The sequence below is a fragment of the Streptomyces poonensis genome, assembly GCF_014650915.1.
Lineage (GTDB): Bacteria > Actinomycetota > Actinomycetes > Streptomycetales > Streptomycetaceae > Streptomyces > Streptomyces poonensis.
Genome location: NZ_BMVW01000004.1, coordinates 258390 through 277644, shown reverse-complemented (window position 1 = coordinate 277644; position 19255 = coordinate 258390). Strand labels below are relative to the sequence as shown.

20 protein-coding genes are annotated in these 19255 nt (G+C 71.9%); 9 read left to right on the top strand and 11 right to left on the bottom strand.

What is annotated here, in order from left to right; translation table 11 throughout:
* Window positions 1-137: 137 nt before the first annotated feature.
* The 3 genes from IE242_RS14080 to IE242_RS14070 form a co-directional block, all read right to left on the bottom strand.
* The gene (locus IE242_RS14080; RefSeq protein ID WP_189858964.1) at window positions 138-905 is read right to left on the bottom strand and encodes a methionine ABC transporter permease; all 768 of its coding nucleotides are present in this window, start codon (window positions 903-905) and stop codon (window positions 138-140) included.
* Window positions 902-1945, bottom strand: a complete 1044-nt coding sequence (locus IE242_RS14075; RefSeq protein ID WP_229858918.1) for a methionine ABC transporter ATP-binding protein — start codon at window positions 1943-1945, stop codon at window positions 902-904. The genes IE242_RS14080 and IE242_RS14075 overlap by 4 nt, the downstream gene beginning before the upstream one ends.
* Window positions 1946-2372: 427 nt before the next feature.
* On the bottom strand, window positions 2373-3023 hold the full coding sequence (locus IE242_RS14070; protein WP_189858959.1) for an HAD family hydrolase: 651 nt from the start codon (window positions 3021-3023) through the stop codon (window positions 2373-2375).
* Window positions 3024-3092: 69 nt separating this feature from the next.
* Between IE242_RS14070 and IE242_RS14065 the strand changes: the two genes are divergently transcribed.
* Window positions 3093-3452, top strand: coding sequence for a hypothetical protein (locus IE242_RS14065; RefSeq protein ID WP_189858957.1), 360 nt, complete (start codon window positions 3093-3095; stop codon window positions 3450-3452).
* 106 nt (window positions 3453-3558) lie between these two features.
* Complete coding sequence (locus tag IE242_RS14060) at window positions 3559-3924, top strand: hypothetical protein (RefSeq protein ID WP_189859269.1); 366 nt, start codon at window positions 3559-3561, stop codon at window positions 3922-3924.
* A 34-nt stretch (window positions 3925-3958) separates the two neighbouring features.
* Here IE242_RS14060 and IE242_RS14055 read toward each other — a convergent pair whose 3' ends face one another.
* From IE242_RS14055 to IE242_RS14045, 3 genes are all read right to left on the bottom strand, one after another.
* Window positions 3959-4462 (bottom strand): GNAT family N-acetyltransferase, encoded by a 504-nt coding sequence (locus tag IE242_RS14055; RefSeq protein WP_189858955.1) that lies wholly within the window; start codon window positions 4460-4462, stop codon window positions 3959-3961.
* Window positions 4463-4502: 40 nt separating this feature from the next.
* On the bottom strand, window positions 4503-5009 hold the full coding sequence (locus IE242_RS14050; RefSeq protein ID WP_189858953.1) for an RNA polymerase sigma factor: 507 nt from the start codon (window positions 5007-5009) through the stop codon (window positions 4503-4505).
* A gap of 184 nt (window positions 5010-5193) precedes the next feature.
* A complete protein-coding gene (locus IE242_RS14045; RefSeq protein ID WP_189858951.1) occupies window positions 5194-6387 on the bottom strand; it encodes a glycerophosphodiester phosphodiesterase in 1194 nt (397 codons plus the stop codon).
* A gap of 383 nt (window positions 6388-6770) precedes the next feature.
* On the opposite strand from IE242_RS14045, the gene IE242_RS14040 reads away from it, so the two are divergent.
* Window positions 6771-7454, top strand: a complete 684-nt coding sequence (locus tag IE242_RS14040; RefSeq protein ID WP_189858949.1) for a lysophospholipid acyltransferase family protein — start codon at window positions 6771-6773, stop codon at window positions 7452-7454.
* Between the two features lie 224 nt (window positions 7455-7678).
* Here the strand turns inward: IE242_RS14040 and IE242_RS14035 are convergent, their stop codons facing one another.
* The 5 genes from IE242_RS14035 to IE242_RS14015 form a co-directional block, all read right to left on the bottom strand.
* Window positions 7679-9214 (bottom strand): MFS transporter, encoded by a 1536-nt coding sequence (locus tag IE242_RS14035; RefSeq protein WP_189858947.1) that lies wholly within the window; start codon window positions 9212-9214, stop codon window positions 7679-7681.
* Window positions 9211-9762: a TetR/AcrR family transcriptional regulator gene (locus IE242_RS14030; protein WP_229858916.1), complete on the bottom strand. Its 552-nt coding sequence runs from the start codon at window positions 9760-9762 to the stop codon at window positions 9211-9213. The genes IE242_RS14035 and IE242_RS14030 overlap by 4 nt, the downstream gene beginning before the upstream one ends.
* Window positions 9763-9868: 106 nt before the next feature.
* The gene (locus IE242_RS14025) at window positions 9869-10846 is read right to left on the bottom strand and encodes an aldo/keto reductase (protein ID WP_189859267.1); all 978 of its coding nucleotides are present in this window, start codon (window positions 10844-10846) and stop codon (window positions 9869-9871) included.
* A gap of 151 nt (window positions 10847-10997) precedes the next feature.
* Window positions 10998-12431, bottom strand: coding sequence for an argininosuccinate lyase (gene argH / locus IE242_RS14020; protein WP_189858943.1), 1434 nt, complete (start codon window positions 12429-12431; stop codon window positions 10998-11000).
* A 119-nt stretch (window positions 12432-12550) separates the two neighbouring features.
* Entirely contained in the window at window positions 12551-13744 is a 1194-nt protein-coding gene (locus tag IE242_RS14015; protein WP_189858941.1) for an argininosuccinate synthase, read from the bottom strand.
* Window positions 13745-13926: 182 nt separating this feature from the next.
* Between IE242_RS14015 and IE242_RS14010 the strand changes: the two genes are divergently transcribed.
* The 6 genes from IE242_RS14010 (at window position 13927) to IE242_RS13985 (ending at window position 19241) form a co-directional block, all read left to right on the top strand.
* Window positions 13927-14832 (top strand): hypothetical protein, encoded by a 906-nt coding sequence (locus tag IE242_RS14010; RefSeq protein WP_189858939.1) that lies wholly within the window; start codon window positions 13927-13929, stop codon window positions 14830-14832.
* Between the two features lie 210 nt (window positions 14833-15042).
* Window positions 15043-15630 (top strand): pyridoxamine 5'-phosphate oxidase family protein, encoded by a 588-nt coding sequence (locus tag IE242_RS14005; RefSeq protein WP_189858937.1) that lies wholly within the window; start codon window positions 15043-15045, stop codon window positions 15628-15630.
* Between the two features lie 3 nt (window positions 15631-15633).
* Window positions 15634-16353: a L,D-transpeptidase family protein gene (locus tag IE242_RS14000; protein ID WP_189858935.1), complete on the top strand. Its 720-nt coding sequence runs from the start codon at window positions 15634-15636 to the stop codon at window positions 16351-16353.
* Between the two features lie 94 nt (window positions 16354-16447).
* Entirely contained in the window at window positions 16448-17830 is a 1383-nt protein-coding gene (locus IE242_RS13995) for a ferredoxin reductase family protein (protein ID WP_189858933.1), read from the top strand.
* 171 nt (window positions 17831-18001) lie between these two features.
* Window positions 18002-18454, top strand: coding sequence for an FMN-binding protein (locus tag IE242_RS13990; RefSeq protein WP_189858931.1), 453 nt, complete (start codon window positions 18002-18004; stop codon window positions 18452-18454).
* 49 nt (window positions 18455-18503) lie between these two features.
* Window positions 18504-19241 (top strand): FAD:protein FMN transferase, encoded by a 738-nt coding sequence (locus IE242_RS13985; RefSeq protein WP_189859265.1) that lies wholly within the window; start codon window positions 18504-18506, stop codon window positions 19239-19241.
* The last annotated feature ends 14 nt before the right edge of the window (window positions 19242-19255 follow it).

Genomic DNA, 19255 nt, shown 5'->3' with positions numbered 1-19255 from the left:
CTGTTGCCGCGGTCGGTGCCTTCGCCGCCGGGCGTGCCCTTGCGGCGGTCGTGCCCTTGCGGCTGTCACGGATGTAACCGGTCGTCGGGACGGCCCCACCGCTCGGGCGGCCGGGGCCACCCGAATGGTGTGGCCGGTCAGGCCACCTTGCTGACGTCGGTGGTCGTCGCTCCGGCCGCCGGGACCGGCTGGGCGTCGGGCTCCTTGGCCTTGAGCAGCCGCAGCTTCGGGCCGGGGCCCGAGCGGCCGCCGCGCCGGTGCAGGCCACGGGCCGCGTAGTCACCGGCGAACTGGATCACCGAGATGACGACCGCGAGGATCGCCACGGTGATCCACATCAGCCCGGTCTCGAAGCGCTGGTAGCCGTACCGGATGGCGATGTCACCGAGGCCGCCCGCGCCGACGGTGCCGGCCATCGCGGAGTAGCCGATCAGGGCGACGATCGTCGTGGTGGCCGATGAGATCAGCGAGGGCAGGGACTCCGGGACGAGGACCTTGCGGACGACGGTCCAGGTGTTGCCGCCCATCGACTGCACGGCCTCGACGAGCCCGTGGTCCACCTCGCGGACGGCCGTCTCGACCAGGCGGGCGAAGAACGGGATGGCGCCGATGGCGAGCGGCACGATCGCGGCCTCGCGGCCGATGGTCGTCCCGGTGATCCAGCGGGTGAAGCTCATCAGCGCGACCATCAGGATGATGAACGGCAGCGAGCGGGCGACGTTGACGATCTGCCCGATGACCTTGTTGGCCACGACGTTCTGGAGGAGCCCGCCGCGGTCGGTGAGCACCAGCAGGATGCCGAGCGGGAGACCCCCGACGACCGCGATGAGCGTGGACCAGCCCACCATGTAGAAGGTGTCCCAACACGCCTGCTCCAGCAGCGGCTGCATCTCGGACCAGGTCACTTGGCGGCACCTTCCTTGAGGAGTGCGGGCTCCTGCTCACGGCCCGGGATGTCGATCTGGAGCCCCTGCTCGCGCAGGAAGCCGATCGGCACGACGTTGTCCTCGTAGCGGCCGGGCAGCTCGATGCGCATCCGGCCGACCTGCTTGCCGCCGACGGTGTCCATCGCGGCGCCGAGGATCGATATGTCGATGTTGTAGGTGCGCGAGAGCTGCGAGATGACCGGCTGGGTGGCCGCGTCGCCGTGGAAGGTGACGTCGACGACGGTGCGGTCGTCGCCGGTTGCCTCGCCGCTGACCGGGAAGAGCGCGGCGGCCAGCTCCGAGCCGGGGGTCGCGAGGAGCTCGCTGACGGTGCCGGACTCGACGATGCGGCCCTTCTCCATCAGGGCGGCCGAGTCGCAGATGCTCTTGACGACGTCCATCTCGTGGGTGATGAGCAGGACGGTCAGGCCGAGCTGCCGGTTCAGGTCGCGCAGCAGCTGGAGGATGGAGCGGGTGGTCTCCGGGTCGAGGGCGCTGGTGGCCTCGTCGGACAGGAGCACCTTGGGGTCGCCGGCCAGGGCGCGGGCGATGCCGACGCGCTGCTTCTGGCCGCCGGAGAGCTGCGCCGGGTAGGAGCCGGCCTTGTCGGCGAGGCCGACCAGGTCGAGCAGCTCCAGGGCCTTGCGGGTGCGCTCCTTCCCGGAGACGCCGAGGATCTCGAGGGGCAGCTCGACGTTGTCCCGCACGGTCCGCGAGGACAGCAGGTTGAAGTGCTGGAAGACCATGCCGATGCGGCTGCGTGCCTGGCGCAGCTCCCGGCCGGCGCGGGGGCCGCGGCCGGCGAGGGCGGTGAGGTCCTGGCCGGCCACGGTGACCGTGCCGGAGGTGGGGCGCTCCAGGAGGTTGACGCAGCGGATCAGCGAGGACTTGCCGGCGCCGGACTGGCCGATGACGCCGTACACCTCGCCTTCGCGGACATGGAGGTCGACGCCGTCGAGAGCGGTGACCTCACGGCCGCGCGAGCGGTAGACCTTGGTAAGGCCCGTTGTGGTGATCACTGGGGTTTCCGTCACTGTCGAGTGCGCGGCGCGTCGTGGGCGCCGGGCACGGGGCATTCATGGTCGGGAACGGCCGGAACGCTGCACGGTTCTCGCGGTGGCGGTGCTACCGGGACCGGGGAGATCTGAGAGAAACGTGTGCGCGGGGGCGTGGCTCGGTCGCGTACGCCGGGCGTACGGCGGACCCGAGCGGCGCTCGCTTCGGGGCGCGAGGCTCTGTGGTGGTGCGGGGGCCCTCTAGAAAGCACACATTCGACACATACAACGAGCACCGGGCGTCATGGTCGCCTCGGTCGCAGGGGTGCGGTCGCTCGTCGTGGTCATGCGATCAGTAAAGCAGACAAGCGCTGCTGACCGGCCACCTCTGTCCGAATGGCGGACGGAGGTGAACGCCCGCCGGACGCCGGACGGCCGGCCGCCGGCCCCCTCAGGCCCGTACGGAGATCTCCATGCCCTCCCCGGTGACCAGCCCGGACAGGGCCGAGAGATCCTTCACCACCAGGTCGGCCGTCAGCTCGGCGGCCTGGTGCGTTGTGGCCAAGGCCACGGTGGTCATGCCCGCCGCGCGTCCCGCGCGCAGTCCGGCCGGGGCGTCCTCGAAGACGACGCAGCGGGCCGGGTCGACGCCCAGTTCGCGGGCCGCGAGGAGGTACGGCTCGGGGTCGGGCTTGCCGCGCGTGACATCGTCCGCGCAGATCAGCACCTTGGGGCGGATGTCCACGGCGCCGAGGCGGGCCTCGGCCAGCCGCCGGGTGGCCGACGTGACGACGGCCCAGCGGTCGGCGGGCAGGGCGTCGAGGAAGTCGCGGGTGCCGGGCAGCAGGTGGACGCCGCCGTTCGGCACGTCCTCGACCTCCAGCTCCTCGATCCGGGCCACGGCCTCCGGGACGACGGCGGCGGGCAGCAGATCGGCGGCCACCTCGGCGGCGGTCCGTCCGTGCAGCTCGACCCGTCCGAACTGCTCGGCGGTGATCCCGTACTCCCCCGCCCATCTGGTCCAGCACCGCCGCACCGACTCCAGGGACGAGACGAGCGTCCCGTCGTTGTCGAACAGCATGGCCTCTGCACGTATCGTCATGCCCCCGACCCTACGGGCACGGCCGGGGGCGAGGGCATCGGACCATTTGGCCCGTAATAGGGTCACGGCATGCTTGTTGCCCTGACCGTCGCGACCGCCGTCGCCGCGCTGCTGCTCGCCGCCTGGTGCGGCTGGGCCGCCTACCGGGACCAGCCGACGAAGGACTGGCACTTCATCGGCATGGGTGTGGTCTCGCTGCTGGCCGCGGTACAGCTGGTGATCGGCATCGTGCAGCTGGCGCGCGGCGAGGACCCGGAGCAGGGCACCGTACTCTTCGTGTCGTACCTGCTCGGGTCGTTCGCGTGCGTCCCGGTGGCCGGCTTCATGTCGCTGGCCGAGCGCACCCGCTGGGGCAGTGTGACCGTCGCGGCCGGCGGTGTGGTGCTCGCCGTGCTGCAGGTACGGCTCTACGACATCTGGGGAGGCTGAGATGGCGCCGGCCGAGAAGACCACCGGCCCCGGGGCGACCGGGGGGACGACGGCCCCCGGCGAGGCGGCCGGGACCGGGCGGACACGGCTCATCGGCGGGCCGGGCATGCTGCTCGTCTGGCTGTACGGCGTGATGGTCGTCGGCGCCGTCTCCCGGTCCGCCTTCCAGATCTCGACGGAGTTCGGGCACGCCCCGCTCCCCTACTCGCTGTCCGCCCTCGCGGGCGTCGTGTACGGCTTCATCACGTACTCGCTCGTCCGCGGCGGGGAGCGGGCCCGCAGGGCGGCGCTCGTGTGCTGCGCCGCCGAGCTGCTGGGCGTCCTGGTCGTGGGCACGTGGACGGTGCTGGAGCCGTCCGCGTTCCCGGACGCGACGGTGTGGTCCGACTACGGGATGGGCTACCTCTTCATCCCCGTACTGCTGCCGCTGACGGCCGTGTACTGGCTCCGCAAGGGGACCCGCCGCTCCTGAGGTCCCGCCTCCCGCTTCGGAGGCGGGACAGGAGTCACGCCGTCGCCGCGTACGACCCCGTGGGCGCCGCCTTCTCCAGGACGATCATGGGGACGCCGTCCTCGCCCTTCGAGGTGCCCACGGTCTCGTAGCCCACGCGACGGTACAGCCGCAGGTTGCCCTCGCTGCGGTGACCCGTGTGAAGGCGGAACCGGGTGGCGCCGCGCTCCTCGGCGAGCGTCGACTCGGCCGCGCGCAGCAGGCGGGCCCCGATCCCGTGGCCCTGGAGCCGCGGGTGCACGCAGAGCTTGCCGATGGAGGCGGTGCCGTCGTCGGCGATCCGGCCGCGCACGGAGCCGACCACCTCGTCGCCCAGCCGGGCCACGAACACGCAGTCCGAGACGACCTCCTCGCGCACCGAGTCGAGCGTCTGGACGAGCGGGCCGATGCGGTAGTTGCCGTAGAGGGCGGCCTCGCTCTGGAAGCACAGGTACTGCAGCCTGAAGATCTGCTCGGCGTCCTTCGCGGTCGCCACGGAGATGGTCACGCTCATGCCCATGTGTGCACGCCTCCCGCTCACCTGTCGTTGTCCCCCACTCCTATCCCCGTGGTTCGCGGGCCGCAACCTCCGGGCCGAGCATTCGACGCAGACATCCCAGGCATCTGGAACGTTCTGGCCCCAGACTGCCCTGTGAGATACCCAACTCACCTGCGATCTCCCGGTACGTGAGGTCCTGGGGAGACAGAAGCGCCGCGAGGAGGCGGGGGCACCGGCCGGGCAGCCGGCGGACCGCGGCGTACAGGGCGCGGTGGCGGGCGGCGGTCAGGGCCTGCTGCTCGGGGCCGGGCCGGCGGTCGTCGGCGGGCTCGGTGACGTAGGGGCGCTCGCGGCCGGCCGTACGGCGGCTGCGGCGCGCCTCGGCACGGACCGCGCCGCGCAGCCAGCCCTCGGGGTCGTCGGGCGGTCCGTCGGTGTCGAGGCGTTCCAGCAGGCGGAGCCAGACGGCCTGTTCCAGGTCCCCCGGCTCCGCCCCGGCCGCGTACGCCTCGGCGGAGGCCTCGGCGAGGAGCAGCGGGCGCAGGGCGGTGACGATCTCGTGGCTCATATGCGGCGGGACGCGGCCGCCCCGGCAGGAGGTTGCCGGGGCGGGCGGGAGTCACCCCGATCGGGGCGACGGGGTCGCCGGTTGACGCCGGCCGGACCGTCGGACGAGCTCACATACTGCGTATCGATGTATCGCCGTATCCCTGTGTCGACTGCTGCTGACCGGGATCGGCTGTGGAGCCGGATCAGCCGTTGACGAAGTCCTCGCGGGCGAGGAGACCGGTGTCCGGGTTGTCGGTGAAGATTCCGTCGATGCCCGTCTCGAAGTAGGCCTGGAAGGCGCCGAAGGCGTCGCCGTAGGCGGCCGGGTCGGTGCCCTTGCGGAAGTCGGCGGGCAGGAAGGTGTTCTCGTTGCGCATCGTGTACGGGTGCAGGATCAGTCCCGCGTCGTGCGCGTCGGCCACGAGCGTGGTGGGCCGCGTCAGCCTGCCGCTCGCGTCCCTCGGTATGACCAGGTCCAGGGTCGGGCCGATGCCCTGGGCGTACGAGGCGATCCAGGCCAGGCCCTCGGGCTTGATCAGGTCGGCGACCGTGCGCGGGTCGCCCGCCTCGACGAAGTCCCAGGGGCGGCTGCTCGCACCGGACAGCAGCACGACGAGGGGGTTGTCCACCAGGCGGTTCAGGCGCTGCATGCTGCCCGGCTCGAACGACTGCAGGAAGACGGGCGAGTTCTTCTTGTGACGGCCGTACTTGCGCAGCAGCTTCGCGAGCGGCTCCTCCAGGCCGAGGCCCAGCTTGCGGAAGTAGGTGGGGTGCTTGGTCTCGACGTGCAGCCAGACCTCCTTGCCGCGCCGGCGCGACTCCTTCTCCGCCCAGCGCAGCACCTCCTCGAACGTGGGGACCTCCCAGCGCCCGTCGTAGAGCGTGTTCTGCCGCCGGGTGCCGGGGATGCGCTCCGTGGCGCGCAGCGTCTTCAGCTCGGCGAGGGTGAAGTCCTCGGTGAACCAGCCGGTGAGGGAGGTGCCGTCGACGACCTTCGTGGTCCTCCGGCCGGCGAACTCGGGGTGGTCGGCGACGTCGGTCGTGCCCGTGATGTCGTTCTCGTGCCGGCACACGAGGTGGCCGTCCTTGGTGGGCACGAGGTCCTGCTCGATGACGTGCGCGCCCATGTCGAGGGCGAACTGATAGGAGCCGAGGGTGTGCTCGGGCCGGTAGCCGCTGGCCCCGCGGTGCGCGACGACCGTCGGCACGGGCAGGCTTCTGAAGCCGCCGCCGCTGCCGTGCCGTTCACCGGCTCTCGCCACGCCGGGCAGCCCCACGACCGCTCCGCCCGCGCCGAGCACCGCGGCCCCGAGCAGCGCCCGCCGCCCCGTTCCCCGGCTCTGCCGCCCGTACGACTCCTGCGACTGCTGCGACCCCTGAGACTCCTGCGTCCCCATGCGGCACTCCTCCGAGATTGCCTGTACTGCCCTGCACCTGCCGAAGCTGGACGATCGTAGGTGCCGTCGGGTGACGTACGGGAGACCCGCGGAGGAACACACGGCTGCCGCTGGATGTCGTACGCAATCGACGTGCGCGGCGGACGAAGTGACGGTTCGTCGGCTTGCCCGGCGGACTTCCGGGTACGCGGACGGCGGACGGCGCGCGATGTCCGTCACAGTGCGGGCGGGCACGGAAACGCACAACGGACACAAAGCGCAGGTAAACGTACGTCAACAGTGCGTATCGGCCTCGTGAACCCGATGTGCGCGACGCGGGGGACCGCGAGTATCGTCCTCACCTGCACAGACTCATATCGAACCCCTTGGCATCGGAGGGCCCGTTGTCCCGCTTCGCGCTCATCAAGGCAGTGCTCGGACCGATCATGCGCCTGATGTTCCGCCCCCGGGTGGAGGGCGCGGAGCACATCCCGGGCGACGGCCCGGTCATCCTCGCCGGCAACCATCTGACGTTCATCGACTCGATGATCCTGCCGCTGGTCTGCGACCGTCAGGTGTTCTTCATCGGCAAGGACGAGTACGTCACCGGCAAGGGGATCAAGGGCCGGCTGATGGCCTGGTTCTTCACCGGGGTCGGCATGATCCCCGTCGACCGTGACGGCGGCCGGGGCGGGGTCGCCGCCCTGATGACCGGGCGCCGGGTGCTGGAGCAGGGCAACATGTTCGGCATCTACCCGGAGGGCACCCGCTCCCCCGACGGCCGCCTCTACCGCGGCCGCACCGGCATCGCCCGCCTCACGCTGATGACCGGCGCCCCGGTCGTCCCGTTCGCCATGATCGGCACCGACAAGATCCAGCCGGGCGGGGCCGGACTGCCGCGCATCGGCCGGGGGCTGCGGGTCACGGTCCGCTTCGGCGAGGCGATGGAGTTCTCCCGTTACGACGGCATGGACCGCGACCGCTATGTGCTGCGCGCCGTGACCGACTCCGTGATGGCGGAGGTCATGCGGCTGTCGGGGCAGGAGTACGTGGACATGTACGCCACGAAGGCCAAGCAGGCGGCGTGACGCTCCGCCGCCGGTGAGCCGGCCGCGGCTGCTCGAAGACCACGGAGCGGCGGCCCCCCTGCGCAGGGGGGCCGCCGCTCGTGCGTCGGGCGTGCGCCCGGCAGCGGCATCGGGCGGAGCCCACCGACCGGGCAGAACGCGCCGTACGGTCGGCGCCCACCGTGCGGGCGGGTGCCGGACGGCCTCCGTACACGCGGCTCAGCGGTCACCGCCGCACGCGCCGCTCACGGGTGCTCCACCCGGTCCCCCAGCCGCTGGCCGCGCAGCAGGAACCACGCCGCCACCGAGGTGGCGAGGAGCACCACCGCGCCGGCGCCCGCCGCGAGACCGAGCCCGTCGACGAAGGCCTCGCGGGCCGCCGCCAGCAGCGCCGCCGCACTGTCCGCGGGCAGCTCCGACGCCACCTCGACGGCGCCGCCGAGGGACTCGTGCGCCGCGGCCGGGGTGCCCGCCGGAGCCGTGAAGTCCCGGTACACGCCGGTCACCACGGACCCGAGCAGCGCGATACCGAGGGCGGCGCCCAGTTCGTACGCGGTCTCGGACACCGCGGACGCCGAACCCGCCTGCTCCTTGGGCACGCTGGACAGGATGACGTCGGCGGTCACGGTGAACGAGAAGCCCGCGCCGAGGCCGACCACCAGCAGCGCGGTGCCGAGCAGGGGGTAGCCGGTGGACTGGCCCACCAGGGTGAGCGAGGCGAGCGCCAGGCCCACGGCGGCGAGCCCGCCCGCGACCACGGACCGCACGGAGAACCGCCGGGCCGCCGTGCCCGCGACCAGTCCGGCCACCACCGCGCCGACGGCGGCGGGCAGTTCGGCGAGCCCGGCCTCCAGCGGCCGCCTGCCCTGGACGAGTTGCAGGTACTGCGACAGGAAGAACACCAGTCCGGACATGCCGAGGACGGTCAGCAGGTCCGCGATGACGGCACCGGTGAAGCCACGGCGGCGGAACAGCCGGATGTCCAGCAGCGGCGCGGGCAGGGTGAGCTGGCGCCGTACGAAGCAGTACAGCGCGGCCGCGCCGAGCACGCCGGCGGCCAGGGCGTCCAGGGACGGCCCGTGCGAGGCCGCCTCCTTGATCGCGTACACCACGCCGATCATGCCGACGAGCGAGAGCACGACGCTGACGAGGTCCCAGGGGCCGGGCTGCGGGTTCCGCGACTCGGGCAGCAGCTTGGCGCCGACGAGGACGAGCACCGCCATGACCGGCAGGTTGATCAGGAAGACCGAGCCCCACCAGAAGTGCTCGAGCAGGACACCGCCCACGACCGGGCCGACCGCCGCGCCGGCGGAGGCGGTCGCACCCCATATGCCGACCGCGAAACTGCGCTCGCGCGGGTCGGGGAAGAGGTTGCGGATCAGGGCGAGCGTGGCGGGCATCAGGGTGGCGCCCGCGACACCCAGCAGCGCCCGCGCGAGGATCATCAGCTCGGGTGTGGTGGCGTAGGCGTTGAGCACGGACACCGCGCCGAACACCGTGGCACCGGTCAGCAGGAGCTTCTTGCGGCCGATACGGTCGCCGAGACTGCCCATGGAGACCAGCAGACCCGCGATGACGAACGAGTAGACGTCGCCGATCCACAGCAGCTGGGTGCCCGAGGGGTTCAGGTCCTCGCTGATGTACGGGGTGGCGAGACCGAGGACGGTCGCGTCGACGGCCACCAGCAGCACGGCGAGCACGAGCACGCCGAGGGCGAGCCAGCGCCCGGGGCGCGCCTCCGTCGCCTCCGCGGCGGTCGTCCGCTGCTTGATGCCGGTCATGATTCCTCTCTCCGCAGTGCGCCGCCGAGCAGCAGCTCGACGATGTTGAACTGGAAGTCCTTGCCCGCCACCCGGCCTTCGAGCACGGCCCACGCGCCGGAGGCGAACAGCCCGTACAGCGCTTCCGTGAGCCAGACCGGGGTGAGGTCGATACGGAACTCGCCGCTCTCCTGACCACGCCGGAACAGGGCGGTGATCCGCTCGTCCAGCCGGGCCCAGCCCTCGTTCTGCTCCTCGCCCTCGAACAGCTGGTTCTCGGTGTAGAGGAAGGCGAGGAGCCCGGCGGCGGGCTCGATCTCGTGCACGAGCCGCGTGACGGCGTCGCGCGCGGACCCCTCGTCCAGCCGGGCCGCGTCCAGGGCGGCCTCGCACTCGGCGATGCCGAGCGCCTCCAGGGCTCTGACGAGGGCGTCCCGCCCGGCGAAGTGGCGGTGCAGCGTGGCCCGGCTGATCCCCGCCGCCCTGGCCACCTCGTCCATGGTGGCCGTGGATTTGCGGGTCAGCAGGGCCGCGGCGCTGCGCAGTACGTGGTCACGATCGAGGGCCATGAGACAACCATAACCCACATGAGACATTGATGTCTCATTCAAGGCGTACGGGTCTCATGAACCGTGTCCGGCGATCTTCGATCGGAGGTGGGGGCGGGCGGGCCGCTCAGTGCCAGGGCAGCTGTCCCCGCCGCTCCCAGTACACGGCCGGCTCCTCCGCGAGCGCTGCGAGCCGGGTGAGCTGCTCCTCGTCGAGGCCGACGACGGCCGCGTGCAGGTTGGAGGCGAGCTGCCCGGTGGTCGCGGCGCCGGACAGGACGACTCCCGCCCAGGGCTGCCGCAGCACGTACGCGAGGGCGACCGCGTCGGCGCCGAGCCCGCCGGCCCGCGCGGCGATGTCCCGCACGGGCTCCGGGGCGTGCGGTCCGGTGAGCCGCCCGTTGGCCACGCCCTCCTTGACGATCACGGTCAGCCCGGCGTCGTGCGCCTCCGCGAGCGCGGGCCCGGCCGAGGTCTCCAGGACGTTGTACGTGGACTGGACGGTACGGAAGAGGGGCGTGCCGTCGACGGTCACGGCGAGCGCGGCGCGGATCGCCTCCGCCTGGGCGGGCCCGCTGGTGGAGAAACCGATGACGGTGCCCTCGGCCGCGGCCTCGGCGAGCCGGGCGTGCAGCTCCTTGTCGGTGAGGGCCGGGCTGTCCGGGGTCACCGAGTGGATCTGGTACAGGTCGAGCCGGTCGCCGAGCAGCGCGGCGGTCTCGGCGCGCTGCCGCTCGTACGTCGCGAGCGTGTGGTCCTTGACCTCGTGCCGCTCGGCGTCGGTGCGCCAGTCCGCGGTGTAGGTATAGCCCCACTTGCTGCCGATCACGACCTCGTCGGCGGCGTCGGGCCGGGCGCTCAGCCAGTCGGCCAGGAACTCCTCCGCGCGGCCGTAGGAACGGGCCGTGTCGAAGTAGCGCACGCCCTGGGCGTAGGCGGCGTCGAGGAGTTCGTGGGTGCGGGCGCGCAGGGCCTCGGCGGTGCGGTCGGCGGGCAGGTCCCGCTCGCGGCCCAGGTTGATGTAGCCGGGGCGGCCGACGGCGGCGAGGCCGAGACCGAGGCGGCAGGTGGGCGTGGTGGCCGAGGAGAGTCGGGAGAAGGGCATCGCGGGCATCGCAGGCTCCGTTCGGGTCGCCGGGTCGCTTCCGGGGGCGCACGCCCCAACGTAACCGCGATGATCTCTGCGTATCACGCGCGCGTGGGAGGACACCGGGTCTCCCCGTCCTCCCACGCGCGCGCGTGCCTGCCGCTGATCGCTACCTCGTGCTCTTGGCCGTCGCCCACGCGTGCTGCGCCGCCACGTCCGCCTTCACCTCGGCGAGCTGGACGGCGACCGCCTCCGGGGCCGTACCGCCGCGGCCGTTGCGGGAGGCGAGGGCGCCGGGGACATTGAGCACCGACCGTACCTCGGGGGTGAGGTGGGCGGAGATCTTCGCGAACTGCTCGTCCGTGAGCTCGTCCAGCTCCTTGCCCTCGGCCTCGGCGACCTTGACGCACTCGCCCGCGACCTCGTGCGCGACCCGGAACGGAACGCCCTGCTTGACCAGCCACTCGGCGATGTCGGTGGCGAGGGAGAACCCGGCCGGGGCCAGCTCCTCCATGCGCTCGCGGTGGACGGTGAGGGTGGCCATCATGCCGGTGAAGGCGGGGAGCAGGACCGTGAGCTGGTCGATGGAGTCGAACACCGGCTCCTTGTCCTCCTGGAGGTCGCGGTTGTACGCGAGCGGGAGGGCCTTGAGGGTCGCCATCAGACCGGTCAGGTTGCCGATCAGCCGGCCGGACTTGCCGCGCGCCAGCTCCGCGATGTCCGGGTTCTTCTTCTGCGGCATGATCGACGAGCCGGTGGAGAAGGCGTCGTGGAGGGTGACGAAGGAGAACTCCTTCGTGTTCCAGATGATGATCTCCTCGGCGATCCGGGAGACGTTGACGCCGATCATCGCGGTGATGAACGCGAACTCGGCGACGAAGTCCCGGGAGGCCGTGCCGTCGATGGAGTTGGCCGAGCTGCCGTGCTCGAAGCCGAGGTCCTGCGCCACCGCCTCGGGGTCGAGGCCGAGGCTGCTGCCCGCGAGGGCGCCCGATCCGTACGGGGAGACGGCCGTCCGCTCGTCCCACTGGCGCAGCCGCTCGGCGTCCCGGGACAGCGCCTGGACGTGGGCGAGGACGTGGTGCGCGAACAGGACCGGCTGGGCGTGCTGGAGGTGGGTGCGGCCCGGCATGGCGACGTCCGGGTGCGCCTCGGCGAGGCCGATCAGCGCGTCCTGGAGGTCGGCGATCAGTCCGCCGACGACACGGGCGTGGTCGCGCAGGTACATCCGGAAGAGGGTGGCGACCTGGTCGTTGCGGGACCGGCCGGCGCGCAGCTTGCCGCCTAGGTCGGGGCCGAGACGCTCCAGCAGGCCCCGCTCCAGGGCGGTGTGCACGTCCTCGTCGGCGATGGTGCCCACGAACGACCCGTCGGCGACATCGGCCTCGAGCCGGTCGAGACCGGCGATCATCCGGGTCAGCTCGTCCTCCGTCAGCAGGCCCGCCTTGTGCAGCACGCGCGCGTGGGCACGCGATCCGGCGATGTCGTAGGGCGCCAGCCGCCAGTCGAAGTGGACGGACGCGGACAGCTTCGCCAGGGCCTCGGCGGGACCGTCGGCGAAACGGCCGCCCCAGAGCCGTACGTCACCGCTGTTGCTGCTCACTGCTGTGCTCCTCGGTGGATGTGGAGACGGGAGGTCGGGGGTTGATGTGCGACCGCCTCCCCACCACGGGAGGTGAGGAGGCGGCTGTCAGGCTGATGCGTGCGAGGTGACCTGCGCGGTCACGCCAGGTCGCGCTTGGCGGCGATCTTCGACGACAGGCTGTAGATGTCGATGAAGCCCTTGGCCGCGGCCTGGTCGAAGGTGTCGCCGGTGTCGTAGGTGGCGAGGTTGAAGTCGTACAGCGACGACTCGGAGCGCCGGCCGGTGACGACGGCGCGGCCGCCGTGCAGGGTCATCCGGATGTCGCCGGTGACGTGCTGGTTGGCCTCGTTCACGAAGCCGTCCAGGGCGCGCTTGAGCGGGGAGAACCACTGGCCGTCGTAGACGAGCTCGCCCCAGCGCTGCTCGACCTGCCGCTTGTAGCGGGCCAGCTCGCGCTCGACGGTGACGTTCTCGAGCTCCTGGTGGGCGGTGATCAGGGCGATGGCGCCCGGAGCCTCGTACACCTCACGGGACTTGATGCCGACGAGGCGGTCCTCGACCATGTCGATGCGGCCGATGCCCTGGGCGCCCGCGCGCTCGTTGAGCTGCTGGATGGCCTGGAGGACGGTGACGGGCTTGCCGTCGATGGCGACCGGGACGCCCTCCTTGAAGGAGATGACCACCTCGTCGGCCTCGCGGGGCTCGGCCGGGTTGGAGGTGTACTCGTAGATGTCCTCGATCGGGGCGTTCCAGATGTCCTCCAGGAAGCCCGTCTCGATGGCCCGTCCGAAGACGTTCTGGTCGATGGAGTACGGGGACTTCTTGGTGGTCGCGATCGGCAGGCCCTTGGCCTCGCAGAACGCGATGGCCTTGTCGCGGGTCATCGCGTAGTCACGGACCGGGGCGATGCACTTGAGGTCGGGGGCGAGGGCGACGATGCCGGCCTCGAACCGCACCTGGTCGTTGCCCTTGCCGGTGCAGCCGTGGGCGACCGTGGAGGCCCCGTGCTTCTGGGCGGCGGCGACGAGGTGCTTGACGATCGTCGGCCGGGAGAGGGCGGAGACCAGCGGGTAGCGGTCCATGTAGAGGGCGTTGGCCTTGATCGCCGGGAGGCAGTACTCCTCGGCGAACTCGTCCTTGGCGTCCGCGACCTCGGCCTCGACGGCACCGCAGGCGAGCGCGCGCTTGCGGATGACGTCCAGGTCCTCGCCGCCCTGGCCGACGTCCACGGCAACGGCGATGACCTCGGCGCCCGTCTCCTCGGCGATCCAGCCGATGGCGACGGAGGTGTCCAGGCCGCCCGAGTAGGCGAGTACGACGCGCTCGGTCACGGGTTTCTCCTCACAGTGCATTCGCTGACATGCATGAGTATGCAGAAGTCTGCATGGTTCGTCAATTCGGCACCGCCGGAGCGGTACCCGGCTGAACGGGGGAACGCGCTTTCTCGTATCTCTCTCCGACCGCAGGCGCCGCGTGTCCGTACCCCGACCGAGCGACCGAATGAGGCACCGACATGTCCAGCTCCAGGGCACTTCCGAAGTACCGCAAACGCCGCATCGCGCTGATCGGCGGCGCCGCCGCCGTGGCGTTGTCAGGGGCGGTGATCGCCGGGTCCGCCCTGGCCGGGGAGAGCACCGCCGACGGAAACGGCGACGCCTCCGCCTCGCCCGGCTCCATCACCTGCCCGGCGGTCGAGCCCGGCCTGCCGGAGGTTCCCGCGTCGGCGCGGGCCGAGGTCGACCGCAACCTCGCGCTGCTCGGCACCCAGGTCCAGGAGGCGAACCAGCGACTGATCGACACGGTCGGCCAGGGCGGGCCGAACTTCGTCCGGAACGCCATCCTCGGCCCGCTCGAGGACAAGCGCGTCGCGACGCTGAACCGCATCGAGACGGCCATCGGGCGCGCGGCCGAGAAGCCGGAGGGACTGGAGGCGCTGGCACCGTGCAGCCTCGACGCGGGCAACGCGGGCGGAGCCGGTGCTGATGCCGGTGCTGATGCCGGTGCTGATGCCGGTGCTGATGCCGGTGCTGATGCCGGTTCCGATGGGGGCGCTGATGCCAGTGCCGATGGGGGCACTGATGCTGGTGCGGGTACTGATACCGGTGCCGGTGCCGGTGCCGAGACCGCGGGAGCCATCTCCTGCCCGGACGTCGCGTCCCGCCTCCCCGAGATCCCCGCCTCCGCGCAGGCGGAGGTCGAGCGCAACCTCGCCCAGCTCGGCACCCAGATCCAGGCGGCGAACCAGCGACTGATCGACACGGTCGGCCAGGGCGGGCCGAACTTCGTCCAGAACGCCATACTCGGCCCGCTGGCCGACAAGCGGACCGCCGCCATCGAGCGCATCGCCCTCTCCATCGGCCGTACCGCGGAGAGGCCGCAGGGCCTGGAGTCCCTCGCCACCTGCACGCTCGACGAGTGACGACCCGGAGACAGGCCACCATGGCCGCCGTGACGACATGACCGCCACGACCGCCACGACCGCCATGACCGCCACGACCGCCGTGACCGCCGTGACCGCCACGACCGCCGTGACCGCCCCGAACGCCGGCCAGGGCGGTCACGGCGCCGCCCGTCCCACCCCACGCAAACCCTTAGACATTCGAAAGACTTTGGCCGACAATCGTTCGACATGGGAAAGACTTACGAGCGCATCGACGGCCGCCTGCGTACGTTCATCGAGGCACAGCCCCTCTTCTTCACCGCGACCGCGCCCCTGTCCGGCGACGGCACGGTCAACCTCTCTCCCAAGGGCCTCAAGGGCTCCTTCGCCGTCCTCGACGAACTGACCGTGGCCTACCTGGACTTCGCCGGCAGCAATGCCGAGACCGTCGCCCATCTGCGGGAGAACGGCCGGATCACCCTGATGTGGTGTGCCTTCCAGGGGCCGCCCAACATCGTCCGTGTCCACGGCAGGGGCGAGCCGGTCTTCCGTGACGACCCCCGTTTCAAGGAACTCCTCAGCCACTTTCCCGACATCGACCCGGCCCCGCACGGCCTGCGCGCGATCATCCTGGTCCGCGCCGAACTGATCCGCGACACCTGTGGTTACGGCGTGCCGTTCATGACGTACGACGAGGACCGCGATCTGCACGGCCGGCGCTTCGCGCGCGAGGACGACGCCTCGCTCGACTCCTACTTCCGGTCGAAACCGCACATCGAAACCAGCCTGGACGGGCTGCCGGGGCTGCCTTTGCCGCTGCCGCCCTCTACCGTCTGAGGCATGCGCCTCGGTGACCGTCCGATCAAGCGTGCCGGTGTCGTCGCCCTTCTCGCGTCCGTCTCCCTCGTGCTCGGTGCCGCGCCCGGTGACGGGCCGCCACTCCCCGAGCGCATGGCCGACACGGGCGGCGGCACCCAGCTGATCACCGCTCAGGCCCCCCGCACCTCGTCGACGACGGGCCGGGTCACCTGGTGGGACCGGCGCGGCGGACGCTGGGTGAAGGCGGGGTCCGCACCCGCGCGCTTCGGCTCGGGCGGGCTCGCCGAGGGGCGCTCCCGCAAGCAGGGCACCAACACCACACCCACCGGCCTGTACGACCTGCCCTACGCGTTCGGCATCGAGAAGGCACCGCCCGGCACGCACGTCCGGTACCGCCCCGTCCGCCGGAACTCCTGGTGGTGCCAGGACAACGACTCCCGCGCTTACAACCGCTGGACCGAGCCCCGCCCCGCCGACTGCCGTGCCACGGAGGCCGAGCACCTGATCACGTACGGCACGCAGTACGCGTACGCCTACGTCATCGGCTTCAACTACGCGAGGCCCGTGCGCGAACGCGGCGCCGGGATCTTCCTGCACGTCGACGGGCGCGGCGCGACGGCCGGTTGCGTGTCCGTGCCGCGGGACGCCATGCGGCGCATCCTCACCTGGGCCGATCCGGAGCGCGCTCCGCACATCGCGATCGGCACGAGGAGCGGGCCGACGGCGATCACGCGGTACTAGCGGTACCAGTGGTCCCGCGCCTCCCCACCGGCTGAACACTCCGCGGTCGCGGCACGTATCCCAGGGCCAAGGGACTTCGCCCCACGGAGGAACCGTGACCACCACGATCGCAGGCGGCCGTGCCGCGCGGCGCCAGACGATGCGCCGTATCCGGCCCCGCCGCTCCCCCGCCGTACCGCTGCTGCTCACCGTCTGGGCGGGGGCGGCCGGGGTGCTCTGGCTGTGGTGGAGCAACACCCCGGCCATCGCGGACACCGCGGGCCGGGTGCTCGCCGCGGGCCGGATCACGGGGCTGCTCGCGGGCTATCTGATGGCGCTGGTGGTGCTGCAGATGGCGCGGGTGCCCGCGCTGGAGCGCCGGGTCGGCTCGGACCGGGTGGCGCGCTGGCACGCGATGAGCGGGCGGTACACGCTCTGCCTGGTCGTCGCCCACGTCGTGCTGACGATGTACGGGTACGCGCTGCAGGCGGGGCTCGGCGCCGGGGACCTCGTGCGGCAGACCGTGGACTCGGTGAACGGGCTGCCGGACATGGGCAAGGCCGCGATCGGCACCGGTGTGCTGGTGTTCATCGGGCTCATCTCGATCGGTCCGGTGCGGCGGCGGATCCCGTACGACCTCTGGTACCACGTGCACCTGTTGACGTACGCCGCGACCTTCCTGACGTTCTGGCACCAGCTGTCGACGGGCAATGAGTTCGCCGTGGAGCCGGTCGCGAGGACGGTCTGGTACGCGCTGTACGGGTCGGTGACCGCGCTGGTGGTCTGGTACCGGATCGTCACTCCGGTCCGGCTGAACCTGCGGCACCGGCTGCGGGTCGAGGCGGTCGTGGAGGAGGCGCCCGGGATCGTGTCGGTGCTGATGAGCGGGGAGCGTCTGCACCGGATGGGCGCGGAGGCGGGACAGTTCTTCCGCTGGCGGTTCCTCGCGCCGGGCATGCGGTTCAGCTCGCATCCGTACTCGCTGTCGGCTGCGCCGCGCCCGAACATGCTGCGCATCACGGTCAAGGCGATCGGCGACCACAGCTCGGCGCTGCGCGACCTGGAGCCCGGCACGCGGGTGTGGGCCGAGGGCCCGTACGGGGCGCTGACGGCGGGCCGGCGGAGCCGGGGCAAGGTGCTGCTGGTGGCGGGCGGGGTGGGCATCACGCCGATGCGGGCGCTGTTCGAGACGCTCCCGGGCGCGGCCGGCGACCTCACGCTGCTCTACCGGGCCAACAGCACCCAGGACCTCGCCCTGTGGGACGAACTGGCGGCGATCGCCGACGAGCGCGGGGCCCGGCTGATGTACGCGGTGAACAGCCCCGACGGGGAGCGCCCGGACATCTCCCCGGAGACGCTGCGCCGCAAGATCCCCGACATCGAGGTCCATGACGTGTTCCTGTGCGGGCCGCCCGGGTTCGCCCAGCAGGTGTACGAGGCGCTGCGCGGCGCGGGCGTGCCGGGCCGCCGTATCCATCACGAGTCGTTCGAGATGTGAGCGGCGGGACCGCCACGCCCAGGGGCCCGGCCGCCCACCGGCTTCCCACACCTACGGGCCCTCCACACCTACGGGCCCTCCACACCTACGGGCCCTCCACGCCAACGGGCCCTCCACACCCACGAGCCTTCCTCACTTACGGAACTCCCCATGTCAGGAGCTGAAGGAGCGATGAAGAAGAGTCATCCCATCCGGCGCGTTCTGCTGGCCGGTGCCGCCACGGTGTCCGGCATCGTGCTGCTCCTGTCGCTGAAGCCGGCGTCCGATCCCGCGGGCGCGGCGCAGGCGGCACCGCAGCAGACGGCGGGCGCGCCATCGGCTCAGGGCGGACCGGGCGGCGCCGCGACCGGTGCGCAGACCCTGACGGGTGACGTGACGCGGACCGAGTACGGCCCGGTCCAGGTCCGCGTCACCGTCAGCGGCGGGAAGATCACCGACGCCGAGGCCGTACAGGCACCCAGCGGCGGCCGCAGCACCCAGGTCACCGACACCGCCGTCCCCCGCCTCAACCAGCAGGCCGTCACCACCGGCACCGCCGACATCGACACCGTCTCCGGCGCCACCTACACCAGCGAGGGCTACCGCAAGTCCCTCCAGTCCGCCCTCGACAAGGCCGGTGGCTGAGCCCGTGGGCGCCTCCGCGCCGCCCCGGCTGTGTCATGCCGAGGAGGTCATGGGCACGGTCTTCTCCTTCGACGTCCGGGGCGGCGAACCCACGGCGGTCAGGGGTGCGCTCGACGAGGCCGTGGCCGGGCTGCACGCCGTCGACGCGATGTTCAGCACCTACCGTGACGGCAGTCAGGTCTCCCGGTTGGCCCGTGGGGAGCTGGTCCTCGAGGAGTGTGATCCGCTGGTCACCGAGGTCCTGGAGCTGTGCACCGAGGCGGAGCGGATCAGCGAGGGCTGGTTCAGCGCCACGTACGAGGGCTGCTTCGACCCGACCGGCATCGTCAAGGGCTGGGCCGCCGAGTGCGCCGCGCTGCGGCTGGCCGCGGCGGGTGCGAGCGGGGTCAGTGTGAACGGCGGCGGTGATGTGCAGTTGTGCGGGGTGCCGGGGCCGGAGCGGCCGTGGCGGGTGGGGGTGTCCGACCCCTTGCGGCCGGGCGCGCTGGCCGCCGTGGTCTCCGCCGCCGGTGCCGAGCGGCTGTCGGTGGCGACGTCCGGTACCGCCGAGCGGGGCGCGCACATCGTCGATCCGCGCACCGGGCGGTCCGCCGTCACCGACCTGGTCGCCGTGACCGTCGTCGGACCCCGGCTGACCTGGGTGGACGCCTGGGCGACGGCGGCGTTCGCGATGGGCTCGCGGCAGGCGCTGCGCTGGCTGGAGTCGCTGCCGGACACGGAGGCCCTGCTGATCACGGCGGGCGACGAGGTCCGCTGCACCGGGGGGCTCGCCGACCGTCTCGGCTGAGTCCCCCGGCCCGT